Annotated in this window: 10 protein-coding genes; 3 read left to right on the top strand and 7 right to left on the bottom strand. The window is 65.5% G+C overall.

Annotated elements, in window-relative coordinates:
- Positions 1-6: 6 nt before the first annotated feature.
- The 6 genes from gspD to O5K39_RS10305 all read right to left on the bottom strand — a co-directional run bounded on the left by gspD (position 7) and on the right by O5K39_RS10305 (position 7,467).
- Entirely contained in the window at positions 7-2,130 is a 2,124-nt protein-coding gene (gene gspD, locus O5K39_RS10280) for a type II secretion system secretin GspD (protein WP_271143536.1), read from the bottom strand.
- Positions 2,078-2,956, bottom strand: coding sequence for a type II secretion system protein N (locus O5K39_RS10285; RefSeq protein ID WP_271143537.1), 879 nt, complete (start codon positions 2,954-2,956; stop codon positions 2,078-2,080). The genes gspD and O5K39_RS10285 overlap by 53 nt, the downstream gene beginning before the upstream one ends.
- A 200-nt stretch (positions 2,957-3,156) precedes the next feature.
- Positions 3,157-3,576 carry a type II secretion system major pseudopilin GspG gene (gene gspG / locus O5K39_RS10290; protein ID WP_271147138.1) on the bottom strand — a complete coding sequence of 140 codons (420 nt, stop codon included), beginning with the start codon at positions 3,574-3,576 and terminating at the stop codon, positions 3,157-3,159.
- 438 nt (positions 3,577-4,014) lie between these two features.
- Positions 4,015-5,574 carry a DUF4331 domain-containing protein gene (locus O5K39_RS10295; protein ID WP_271143538.1) on the bottom strand — a complete coding sequence of 520 codons (1,560 nt, stop codon included), beginning with the start codon at positions 5,572-5,574 and terminating at the stop codon, positions 4,015-4,017.
- A 180-nt stretch (positions 5,575-5,754) separates the two neighbouring features.
- A complete protein-coding gene (locus tag O5K39_RS10300; protein ID WP_271143539.1) occupies positions 5,755-6,642 on the bottom strand; it encodes a hypothetical protein in 888 nt (295 codons plus the stop codon).
- 138 nt (positions 6,643-6,780) lie between these two features.
- Positions 6,781-7,467, bottom strand: coding sequence for a neutral zinc metallopeptidase (locus O5K39_RS10305; RefSeq protein WP_271143540.1), 687 nt, complete (start codon positions 7,465-7,467; stop codon positions 6,781-6,783).
- A 675-nt stretch (positions 7,468-8,142) separates the two neighbouring features.
- Here O5K39_RS10305 and O5K39_RS10310 point away from each other — a divergent pair.
- The 3 genes from O5K39_RS10310 to O5K39_RS10320 are packed head-to-tail and all read left to right on the top strand — an operon-like array spanning position 8,143 to position 11,595.
- Positions 8,143-10,305 carry a TonB-dependent siderophore receptor gene (locus tag O5K39_RS10310; protein ID WP_271143541.1) on the top strand — a complete coding sequence of 721 codons (2,163 nt, stop codon included), beginning with the start codon at positions 8,143-8,145 and terminating at the stop codon, positions 10,303-10,305.
- A gap of 4 nt (positions 10,306-10,309) precedes the next feature.
- On the top strand, positions 10,310-11,395 hold the full coding sequence (locus O5K39_RS10315; RefSeq protein ID WP_271143542.1) for a PepSY domain-containing protein: 1,086 nt from the start codon (positions 10,310-10,312) through the stop codon (positions 11,393-11,395).
- Positions 11,395-11,595 carry a hypothetical protein gene (locus O5K39_RS10320; RefSeq protein ID WP_271143543.1) on the top strand — a complete coding sequence of 67 codons (201 nt, stop codon included), beginning with the start codon at positions 11,395-11,397 and terminating at the stop codon, positions 11,593-11,595. Before O5K39_RS10315 ends, O5K39_RS10320 begins: the two co-directional genes overlap by 1 nt.
- 481 nt (positions 11,596-12,076) lie before the next feature.
- Here O5K39_RS10320 and O5K39_RS10325 read toward each other — a convergent pair whose 3' ends face one another.
- Positions 12,077-12,466, bottom strand: coding sequence for a response regulator (locus O5K39_RS10325; protein ID WP_271143544.1), 390 nt, complete (start codon positions 12,464-12,466; stop codon positions 12,077-12,079).
- Positions 12,467-12,472: the final 6 nt, after the last annotated feature.

Consider the following 12,472-nt stretch of genomic DNA (forward strand, 5'->3'; position numbering starts at 1 on the left):
GGTCGTTCAATAGACTCCGTCGATCTCGGCAGGCAGTCGCTGGCCGGGCGGATAGGCGAGCAGGCTCCAGCCCCGCGTCGGGACGGTCTCTTCGGTCCGCAGCCGGTCGAACTGGGCCCGTGCCGCCGCCGCTGCGTCGGCGGGATCGCGCAGAATGGTCGGGCGCAGGAAGATGAACAGCGTCCGTCGCGACGTGCTCTTGCGGGTGGTGCGGAACGCCCGGCCCAAGATCGGGATATCGCCGAGTACCGGCACCTGGCTGTCCGCCGACAGACGGTCGTCGCTGATCAGGCCCCCCAGGACGATCGTCTGGCCGTTGTCGGCGAGGATGGTCGTCTCGATGCTGCGCCGGTTGGTGATCAGGTCCGCGGCCCCCGCGAGGTTGGAGTTGACCAGGGACGACACCTCCTGCGCGACCTCTAGCCGGATCACGTCGCCGTCGTGGATGCGCGGCACGACCTTCAGGGTGATGCCGACGTCCTGCCGCTCGATGGTCGTGAAGGGGTTGATGGTGTTGCCGTCGGTGGCGAAGCTGCCGGTACGAAACGGCACGTTCTGGCCGACCACGATCTCGGCCGGTTCGTTGTCCAGAGTGGTGATGCTGGGCGTCGACAGCAGGTTGGCGCGGGCCGAGGTGCCGAGCGCCTGGACCAGCAGGCTGAAGTCGCTGCCGCCCCGGATGACCGCCGACGCGCCCTCGGGTGCCAAGGCCGAGGCGGCCGTGACGCCCAGCGCCAGCAGAACCTGCCGCAACGATACGCCTGTCGAGGAGAAGGACGTCCCGCCCGACGATGGGGAGTCGATGGCCGCGCCGCCGAAACCGAGCTGCACGCCCAGCTGTTCGGCCTGGTCGCCGGTGATCTCGACGATCGCGGCCTCGATGGTGACCTGGGGCCGGCGGATGTCGAGTTCCGCGATCAGGGCTTCCATCTCCGCGACGGCGGCCGGCGAGCCGCGCAGGGCGATGGCGTTCAGCTCGGGCGCGGGCTGGATGGTGATGTCAGTCAGTCGAATGCCGCCCGCGCCGGTGACCTGAGGCGCGGGAACGACGACCGGACTTGCCGCCTGACCCGCCTGCCCAAGGACTCCCGTCGTGCCTCCCTGGCTTCGCGCCGCGATCAGGGCGGCCGCGTTGAGCTGCTGACCTTGTTGCGCCGTCGATCCCAGCGCGCGAGCGACGGGGTTGGTCGCCTCCTGCGGTGCGCCGAGCAGGCCGCGCATGACGTCGGTGACCGTTTCCGCGTCGCCGTGGCTCAGCCGGACGACACGGGTGATCGGTGCCGATCCGCCCGGAATGTCGAGCGCCTCAGCGACCTTGCGGGCCTCGCGGATGCTGTTGGCGTCCCCGCGCACCAATACGATGTTACTGCGCTCGTCGACGGCGACACGGATGCCCGCGCCCTCGCCGATGGGGGCCAGCAGGCTGGTGATCGACTGGCCGACGTCGGTCGCGCTGGCGTAGCGCAGGTTGATGCTCTCGAAGGCCTGGCCGCTGCCGCTGTCCAGGGCCTGGGCTAACTGTTCGATCCGACGGACGTTCTCTGCATAGTCGGTGACGATGATGGCTGGCGGCGCGTTGACCGATTCCAGGCTGCCGAAGGAGGCGACCAGCGGCCGCAGCACGCGGACGGCCTGATCGGGGGCAAGGTTCCGCAGGCGGATCAGGCGGGTGACGATGTCCTGGGTCCGGGCCCGACGCAGATCGGTCGAGCCGTTCTGGATCAGGGCCGCTTGGGGGACGATCCGCCAGGCGTTGCCGCTGCGGACCGCGCCGTATCCCTGGACACGAAGCACAGACAGGAACAGGTCGAGGACGCCGTTGACGCTCAAGGGCTCGGCCGAGGTGACGTTGACGACCCCCGCCACGCTGGGGTCCAGGATCAGGGTCCGGCCGGTGATGCGCGAGATCTGTTCAGCGACATCCTTGATGTCGGTGCCGCGAATATTGACCACAACCCCGCCCGAAACGTCGGGGGGAGGCGTCTGGGCCAGACCGGGCGTGGCCAGCAGCAGGCTGGCGCTCAGCGAGAACGTCAGGGCCGTGCGCCAGAACAGTACCGTGTTGATCTCCGATCTCCTATCGAAGGGGGAAGGACAGTGTGATCGTCCTACCACCCCTGATGATGTCAACTCTGGCTCCACCCGACTGGACGGCCTCGTTCAGAATCGCCTGGGGATTGGCGTTTCCGGCGACCGTCTGGTTATTGACGCGGGTGACGATGTCGCCGGGCTGTAAGCCTAACGAGCGTAGAGCAGGGGGAAGGTTGTCGCCGACCCTGTAGCCCTGTTCGGTCGGAGTCAGATCCATGTCTTGAGCGAGGCCCGTAGCGTTTCCGGCTAGCCTCTGGCGGTAGGCATCGACAACAGACGGAATGGTGCCCGTTGAGGGCGGGCTGGCCAACGGAGCGGCAGGGGTAGAGGCTGGCCGGGACGTTTGATTGGCGGGCGCTATGATCGTCAGCCCGTTTGCAGGCGCGACCGGGGCGTCGATCAGGGCGGCCGGTGCGGGAAAACCCAATCGCGCGGCTTGACCACTGATCTCCAGGATGACGTGATCGATCTGAATTGATTGAACGACTGCTCCCGTGGAGAGCGCCTGTCCCGGCCTGACCGAAACCGGCGGCGCGTCGCCGACCGCGATCACCGCGCTCGACGCCTCGGCCGGGATCGCCATGAAGATCGCCTTGAGGAGCAGTCCGCCCCCTGCTTCTTGAGCGGCGTCCTCAGGGCTGCCGAACGGCGACCAGGCCAGGATGGCCGTGAGGTCCGTTGTGGTGGCGTTTGCGCCGGCCGGCGGAGCAATGACGGTCCTGTCGCGTCCGTCGTCAAATCCGGCAATCCGCCACAACACCGGCGCGGCGGCGACGGCGACCGAAATCACGACTGCAGCCCTCAGCAGTTGAAGCGCCAGTGGTGCATCCAGTCGTCGAATAAGGATCAGAATGCGCTGGATCACGTCTGGATACCCAAGCGATCGACGAAATTCTTCATTCGTATTTCGCCCTCCACGCGGTTGTGCGCTTTGGAGCGCCAAGGCCTCGGAGACACTGCAGTCGCGGGCCATCTCATTCTATTCCCGCAGGCCACTCGGAGTGTGTCGCCGCGACGAACGCGGTATCGTAGCGCACTTATTGACATTCAGACGCGCCGCATTCGTCAGCGATCCGCAACGAGGTCCGCGGCCAGTCCTTCGCCGCCGATCTTTCCATCCTTGCCCAGGCTCATCAGATCAAAGGTGCGCACGCTGCCCGGGCTCTCATAGACATAGGCGGCACCCCACGGATCTACTGGAACCTCGGACAGATAGCCTTCCTCGGACCAGTTGCTCGCGACCGGCGGCATGGTCGGCCGATCGACCAGTGCGGCCAGTCCCTGACCTGTCGTGGGATAGTCGCCGTTGTCCAGGCGGTAGACCTTCAGGGCCGCCGAGATGGTGCGCAGATCGCTCTTGGCCACGGTCACCCGCGCCTGATCCGGCCGTCCGATGATGTTTGGCAGGATCATCAGGGCGACGACGGCGATGATCGCAAGCACCACGATCATTTCGATCAGGGTAAACCCGGACCTTGGTGTGATGGATTTGCCTAGCTCAGGGCAATCCTTGCTTCGCCGACGCCCTGATGTTCGTAACATTGTGATCACTGTGAAAAGCCTGCACCGACGCGTCATAATCCGACCGAAACGACTGCGGCGGGACTCGGTGTGAGCCCCGCCGCAGTGCCGTCTGAGGTCGTAATCAGGGCACTTCGATCGGATCAGACGTCAGGCTCAACGCAATGATATCGTTCACGCCTGGATCGCGAGGATCAGAGTTCGACGACGCCCCGAAGCTGGTCGCGAAACCGGCTCCGAACCTTTGCGCGCCCTGCGGCGTCATCGTCGGCGGCGGGGGAGCCGTGGCTCCATTGCTCCCGCCTCCGCCACAGGCCGCCAGCCCCACCAGGGCTGACGCAGCGGCCCCACCCAACAGCACGCGGGCGATGAGCCGCGGCGAGTGCCTGTGCGATTGCGCGCTCATCGGCTGGCACCGGGCAGAGGCGTGTTCAGGTAGGGGAAGGCGTTCTGGAGTTCAGTCGCCCGGATCGGTGCCCCGTCCGTGAAGTTGACGTTGCCGACGGGCGCGTTGGCCGGCTGGCAGAGCCCTAAAGCGGTCTGGACGCCGTTGATAGGCACCGGATAGCAGAGGCGACCCATGGCGACGCGGAGTGTGATGTCCACCGTATCGTCGCCGGGACGCCGGCCGTTGGGATAGCCGGCCAGGTCGTCGCCGACCACGCCGAACGTGCTTTGCGTCGCCCGGGGCGTCGGGGCGATGCCCGTATTCAGTCGCATGATCTCCGCACCGCGCACCGTCTGCTGCTGGTTCAGGGTGGGGATGCCGGTCAGAAAGGTGGCGATAAGGTCGTTGCGGGGGAAGTTGTTGGGTGCCAGGTCCGCGATGTTGGTTCCCAGCGTTGCGTTGACCGGGGCCCGGAACAGGGCGTTCAGGATTGCCGGGAAGGTCGGGTTGGTCACATAATCGGCCAGGGCGGCATCGCCGGTCGGCTCGGCTGCATTGAACAGGTCTTTCTGCGGCAGGCCGATCACCAGTTCGTTGACCAGCGGGTGCGACAGACGCGACACCTGCACGTAGGCGCCGCCATTCACGGTCGGATTGGTGAAGGTCGGCGTTGGGTCGCGCAGCGTGGCCTGCGGCAGGCTGGCCGTTGTCCAGCCGCCGATCACACCGTTGCCGGTGCCGGTCAGACAGCTGACCGGCACCTCGAGCGCAATCGATGTGACGTTCAGGCTGCCGACGAGGTCGTCATTGGCGCGGTTCTGGGTGATGCCGCCGGGGAAGCCGCGACCGTCGCCTGCGCCCGGCGCGCTGTCGCCCTCGATCGGCACATAGTTCACGAGGTCGAAGGACTCACCCAGGTTAACCGCGAAGGCTTCGGCCCGTTGGCCGACGAAGGCTCGACCCGCCGTAGCGCAGCCTGGAATATTGACCGCCTGAATGAAGCCATTGGCATAGGCAGCGTAGTTGGGGATGGTTTTTGGGCCGACATTGTCGAGCGGCTTCAGAATGGTGACGTTCGTTCCGCCGGGCGTGGTGATCGGCTGGATCGTGCCGGTCCTGCGGTCGCCTCGGATCACATTGATCGTATAGCTTTCTTGTTCGCCCAGGTCGGGATCGTTGCCGCCAGTGACCTGGCCAATGGCGCGCAGCGCGATAGGCAAGGTCTTGCCGCCCACGGTGATCGTCGCGCCATTGCCGCCATTTTGCAGCGTATTGGTGAACTTCCACTGGAAGGTGATGTCTTCGGCCGCGTCGCCGTTGTTGTCGATGTGGATCTCATAGATCGCGTCGGGATCCAGGGTGAAATAGTTGGGGCCGTAACCGGGACCCTGGAGAGGTTGATAGTTCGCGATCAACGTGACGAAAGCTTCGCGCCCGGGCTCATAGCTGCGGAACATATAGAAGTCGGTGCCGTCGACCTTCGGGGAATTCGTGATGGCGGCCGCTTCCCGGTGGCTCGATGCCAATGTCGGTGCGGCGCCAAGCGCAACCATGGATGAAAGGGCGGTGGCCATCGCAAGACGATGGCGGCGAGTCGGGTGCATACGGGCTCTCCTGGAGCATTGACGTTGTTCGACTGTTCGTCGGACGCCTGCCGCCTGCACAACGGACTTCCATGTCCAGCAACGCTGTTCGCCACATTCCAGATGCAGATGCGGCGAAAAAAAGTTGATATTGGCCCCGCGCAGGTGGCTCTAGAGGCCGAGCCAGCGCAACAGCCGCGGCTGACGCCTGGGCAGGACGTCGACCCACCGCCACTCCCCGGAGCCGATCACGACAACCATCGTGGCCCCGTCCCGAAGCGGCACAATCACGAACCGTGGACCGCGCAAAGGTTGGTTGCGGCACCGGGGCGGAGCGTTCTCGACGACCGCGATCGTGATGGCTCTGACAGCGGCCAAAGGATCGCCGGCCAACGCTTCGGACGGAGCAACCCAGTCGCCGTCCCACAGCTGTATGGCGTTCGAGACCGATCGGGCCGTTGACGGAATGGCAGTCAGGGCTGCCTGGACCGCTTCGTCACGGCCGTACCTGTCCTGTAGCAGGGCATCGATTGCACAGCCCCCGCTTGAGCCGAAAGCCGCAGCCTTGAGACGCTCCACCTGCTCATCCGACAGGGCGGCGATCTGTGCCGGAGGCGTGTTGAGCGCCGTCGCGTCGGCACCCGTCAATTGTTCGACCAGAGCCAGCACATCGGGGCTTTCAGTCGATAAGTCTGCGCTTTCCTCAGGGGGCTCACCTTGAACCGGCGGTCCAGCAGGGGTTGTCGGAGCAGGATCTCGCGCTTCGGTTTGCGGCGCGGCCTCTTCGACATGTGCACTGGCCTCCTCCGCCGGTTCCAGGCGCGGCTCCGGCTCCTGGATGTCGTGCGATTCCGTCGGTGGCTTTGGCGCCGATGCGATCGGGGAGCCAACCCCGCGGCCGTCCGCCAGCGAGACGTCTATGTACCGGCTCAGGTCGGGTGCCGGTGGAGAGGGGCGAATGGCGAGCGCGGACAGAATGACGATGTGAAGGAGGACGATGGCTGGAAGCGCCACCCGGCGGGGACGCTTCCCGATGCTGGACGAGATGCGACGCGCCAACGATCGCAACCGCAGAGGCAAGACTCCCCAGAGCCCACGCAGAACCTGCGTCGTGGGATCTGTCAGCCTGTTGATCAGCGTCGCCCGTTTCACCTCCCAGCTACGCCCGATCGGCTTCTAGGATGCAAACGGCACCGCTCAGGGGTTTGTGGCCCAGAGACACGTCCACGGTTCCGACACGGCCATACCGCGTGTGACCGCCGCGACCCGAGCAGCGGTCGTGCCGTGGCTTGTGCGATCGACGGGGGCTCCTGGGGCCGATCGCGTCTGAACCGCCTCGAGCATGTCCAGGGTTTGCGCTAGCCGAAGATCAAGGTCGATCGCGGGATAAGCGGGCGCGCGATGGTCGGCCTGCGCGCGGCGGCCGGCCGCTGCGATCCACCATCCTGCCAAACAATCGGCCTGAAGTTCCCGCCGGGGTCCCCGAACCTCAGGATCGTCACCCATGAGGTGCTGAACGTGGTGACCGACCTCGTGGGCCACCAGGAGTGCCGCCATGGAAGGGCCGTCGTCGCCCAGACCCTGTGCGACCGCGTTCAGGTCGCCCAGGTCCAGCACGACCCCGACATCCGCCGAATAGCCGGCACCGCGAGCCGGGTGGCCCACCGGAGTCTCCAGGAAAACGATGCGCGGTGGGGCGTAGAGCGATCTCTTCCCCTCGAAGGCAGAGGTCCACTCCACTGTGGTCGACCGAACCATGGCTTCATAGATCGTTTTGCGTATCTCTGGGCCGCCATTGGCGTTCGCCGATTGCGATAGGGTGAGGAGGATCAAACCAAGGTGAGAGAACATTGGAATACCAAAACACCAATCGGGGTAGGTCACAGTTTCTTTGACGGTCGAATGACTGTGGGGCCATCTTTGCAGCGATAGAACCGCTAGGATCTGAATAACTACCGCACCTTGGAACGTAAACTCTCGGGTGCTTTTCATACTGGCCGTTGTGCGCGGCCGGGCGGATTGTTCCCCGGCTTGGGACTGAGCGATGGCCGGGCTAAACTCCTGCAATGCCGATCAAACCAGAGAGACAAAACCCGTTCTGGCCTGCAGTGCCAAAAGCGCGGCGAGGACCAGCGCGTTTCATCGCCATTGTGGTCGTTGTTGTGCTCGTGCTCATTGCCGCCAGGTTTGCCGCACGGATCCTGCTGGGCTGACCTGCAAGAGCATGGTGTTGGCGTTTCGCATACGGGTCATGGATCGCCTTCTGGCGTCTCCCTCGGTCCCGCGAGATCGGCGCGCCCCGGCGAGCGAGTCATGTAACTATTCCAGTCCCAGAAGGGGAGGGGCGAATGACCGATTTTGGCTCCACGCGGCGGTGCGGAAGGTCTGTTATTGGACTAGCCGTCCAGCAGAGCCGTCTGGACCTGCATTTTTGTCCCCGAACGCCGGCGACGAAAGCAACCGAGCAAAGGCACTGGTCGGGGCGCGACAACAGCGCGACTTGTTAGCAGCCGCACAAGTCTATATGCGAGCGGTTCTCATTCACAGGCTGCCTCCCGAATGTTCCGTACGCTCGCCCTCACCACCACCGCCTTCTTCGTGATCGCCGTCTCCGCCCAGGCGCAATCGACCCCCGGGATGCAGGAGTCGGACCGGTTGGAGGATGTGATCGTTACGGGCTCCCAGGTCCGCATCCCCGGTGCCCATGAGGGCGGCCAGGTGGCGCGCGGGGCCCGCGTCGGCATGTTCGGTGCCCTGTCCCAGCTGGATACTCCGTTCGCAGTGACTGCCTACACCGAAGAGCTTGCCCGCAACCAGCAGGCCCGCAGCGTCGGCGACGTGCTTCAGAACGACCCGGCTGTCCGTGTGTCCAAGGGATTCGGCAACTTCCAGGAGCTGTACGTCATTCGGGGCTTCCCGGTTTACTCCGACGACATGACCTACAACGGCCTCTACGGCATCCTGCCGCGTCAGTTCGTGGCGGCCGAGTTCCTGGAGCGGGTGGAGGTCTTCCACGGAGCGACGGCCTTCCTGAACGGCGCGGCCCCTGGCGGATCGGGCATCGGCGGTGCCTTCAACCTGACGCCCAAGCGGGCCGGTAACGAGCCCCTGACCCGCCTGACCCTCGGCCTGGAGGGCGGAGGGGAAGGCTATGCCGCCGCCGACGTCTCGCGCCGCTTCGGCACCGATGGCGGCACCGGCCTGCGCCTCAACCTGGCCCGTCGCGACGGCGAAAGCGCCATCGACGACCAGTCCCGCACCCTGAACGTCGTCGGCCTGGGCCTTGACCGTCGCGGTGCCCGTGCCCGATTTTCCGCCGACCTGGGCTGGCAGGATCACCGCATCGATGCGCCGCGCCCGACCGTCACCCCGACCGGTGCCGTCCCTTCCGCGCCTGACGCATCCGGCAACTTCGCCCAGCCCTGGACCTACACCGACGAGGAACAGCTGTTCGGCGTGGCGCGCGGCGAGTTCGACCTGACCGCCGACGTCACCGCCTGGGCGGCCTTCGGCGGCCGCGGCGGTCAGGAAGCCAATGTCCTGGCCAATCCGACGACCCAGCCCGACGGCACCATCAGCGCTTACCGTTTCGACAACGCGCGTGAGGACACGGTCTGGTCCGGCGACGTCGGCGTCCGCGCCGAGCTGACGACCGGCTCGGTCGGTCACCGGCTGGTCGCCTCCGCGTCGCAGGTCCAGTCGAAATCCGAGAACGCCTATGCCTTCTCGAACTTCGCAGGCTTCGCCTCCAACCTTTACAACCCCGTCGCCGTTACCCCGCCGGCCCCGACCTTCTTCATCGGCGGCGATCTGGATGACCCTAATGTCACCGAGCGGGTCAAGACCTCCAGCCTGGCCATCGCCGACATGCTGTCCTTCATGGACGGCCGACTGCTCGTGACGGCCGGCGCCCGCTATCAGGAGATCGAGACCCGGACCTACGAGTACAACACCGGCGCGTTCGGTTCGGGCTATGAGGGTGACGCGATCACCCCCGCCTTCGCCGTCGTTTACAAGCCGATCGAGCAAATCTCGGTCTACGCCAACTATGCCGAGGCGCTGATCCCCGGCCAGACCGCGCCCGCCGTTTCCGGCGGCGTACCGGTGACGAACGCGGGCGAGGTTCTGTCGCCCTTCCGCGGCGAGCAGGCCGAGATCGGCATGAAGTATGACCTGGGCACTTTTGGCGGATCGGTCAGCCTGTTCCGCCTGACCCTGCCCAGCGCCTATGTCGAGAACAACCGGTTCGTCACCAATGGCGAACAGCGCAATCAGGGCATCGAGATCGCCTTCTTCGGCGAGCCGCGCGAAGGTCTGCGTCTGCTGGGCGGCTGGACCCTCCTGGATGCGGAGCTGACCCGCACGGCCGGCGGCGTGCTCGACGGCAAGGCCCCGATCGGCGCGCCCGAACTGCAGGGCAACGTCAATGTCGAGTGGGACGTGCCCCAGGTCTCGGGCCTGACGCTGGAAGGCCGCGTCGTCTACACGGGCGAACAGGAGGTCGACGCGACCAACACGGTCCAGCTCGACAGCTGGACGCGCTTGGACGCCGGCGTCCGCTACGCCTTCCGGGCGGCGGGTCGCCCCCTGACCGCCCGCGCCCGCATCGAGAACCTCGCGGACGAGGATCACTGGGTCGCGGTCGGCGGCTTTCCCGGCGCCAACTATCTGACGCTCGGCACGCCCCGGACCCTGTCGATCCAGATCTCCGCCGGGTTCTGATCCGGTGAAGCCGTCGACGGTCCGCGCCTGGTCCTGGACGCACAAATGGTCGAGCCTGGTCTCCACGCTCTTCCTTCTGATGCTGTGCGTCACCGGATTGCCGCTGGTCTTCTCCCATGAGCTCAACGAGATTCTGCTCGATGAGCCATGGGAGGCGGCCAGCCCTCAGGGGCAGAAACTCGACTTGGACCGGGTGCTGGACACGGCCCTGGCCCGCCACCCCGGCGACGTGCCCGCCTTCATGAGCTTCGACGAGGACCGGCCGGTGGTGAATGTCACCAGCCGCGCGCCCGCCGCGCCCGCCGGACAGTTCAACTTCCAGCCGATCGACCAGACGTCCGGCGACCCCGCGCCGCTCGTCGCCGGCCATCCCGTGGTCGAGTTCCTGCTCCAGCTGCACACCGACATGTTCCTCGGCCTGCCCGGCATGCTCTTCCTGGGCCTGATGGGACTGCTGTTGATCGTGGCGGTGGTGTCGGGCGTCGTCCTCTATGCGCCGTTCATGCGCCGACTGCCGTTCGGGACCTTGCGCATCGACAAGGTCGCCCGCACGCGGTGGCTGGACTGGCACAATCTTCTCGGCGTCGTTACCTTGGCCTGGGTGCTGGTTGTCGGGGTGACGGGCGTCGTTAACACCCTGGCCACGCCCCTCCTGGCCGTCTGGAAGGCCGACGCCCTGGCCGGGCTGGCCGCTCCACACGCGACCCCGACCCCGCCGACTGAGCGCGCCTCGCTGGACGCCGCCGTCCGCCGCGCTCAGCAGGCCCTGCCCGGCATGCGGCTCCAGTTCGTGGCCTTCCCGAGGACAGAGTACACCACCGACCATCACTATGCGGTCTTCTTCCACGGCGACACGCCGCTGACGACGCATATGATCACCCCGGCCCTGATCGACGTCCGTACCGGAGCGCTGGCCGCCGTCGCCCCTATGCCCTGGTATGTGAAGACCCTCAGCCTGTCCCAGCCGCTTCACTTCGGCGACTACGGCGGCCTGGCGTTGAAAATCCTCTGGGCGCTCCTGGACCTGGCGACCATCGTCATCCTCGGGTCGGGTCTCTATCTATGGCTCGCCAAGCGGTCTGTGCGCTGATGATGAAGCTGGCGCACCGTCAAAGCCTCTGGTCGATCTTCCGATGGCCGCTGTTGCTCGGCGTTCTCAGCCTGACCGGCCTGATCGGCGCGCTGCTGTGGGACGGCTTGTGGGACTGGCTGGGGACCGCCTTGATCGCAGTCTCAGCGGGGACGGTCATGTGGGTGCGCATCAGGGTGTCGACGAAAGCTGAGCGGTAACCGCATCGCTTACGAAGAGTACGGCCGATGGCGACTGATCTTGGCCGTCTGGAAGGTCCACCCATCAGCGGCGGTTCGGGATCGATCCGTGCTGCAGCCAGCAAACTGACGGTGCCGTTTCGCGGAATGGCCCGTAGGCGCAAAAGGGCAGGGGGCCAAGGCCCGAGTCTGAGTCAACGCGGCGTTTGGTGATGTCGGCTTTCTAGCCATCATTCCCGAAAGCGCATGCCTGGGTCACCTTGGCCGTAGCACTTTTCGACACCGAAATTCTCTAGTCGTCAGAGCTTGTACGGCCTACCTCACCGGAGTCATTGCGGGCATTCCGGCTGCAATAGCCAGTCAAAACAACGAAGGAGCCAGACCCGATCCTGACCGCGGTCAGCTCACAGCCTTAGCCAGGGTTGTCGAGCACAGCCGGCTCGTACAACGATTGACGGTCATGGTTCAGGAGAAAAAGCGGCCTGCAGCATAGCGCATGGCGTCATTCAGTGACTGCATGCATGGCGATTCGGTCCAGCCCGGTTTTGAGAGCGCGGAGTGAAAGCGGTTTTGGCACGATGCCGACGACGAGGTCGCGGAGTTCTTCTGCAAGTCGCTCTTGGCCTGTGACGAAAAGAGTGGCCACTTTCCTGTGGGCGAGCCACGACGCCGCGTCCGGCCCGGTTCGGCCGTCGGCGAGGTCGATGTCCACCAGGACGCAATCGACAGTGAGGGCGTCGAACTGCTCCCTCAGATCCGCGAAACTTTCCAAAGACCCGACGAACACGTGACCACAGTCCTCGATCATCTGTTCCAGGTGCATGACGATGAGGGGATTGTCCTCCAGGCACAGGACTTTGAGGGGACGAGCGGGCGTGGATTTGGAAGGCATCAGGCT

The sequence above is a fragment of the Brevundimonas sp. NIBR10 genome (assembly GCF_027912515.1).
GTDB lineage: Bacteria > Pseudomonadota > Alphaproteobacteria > Caulobacterales > Caulobacteraceae > Brevundimonas.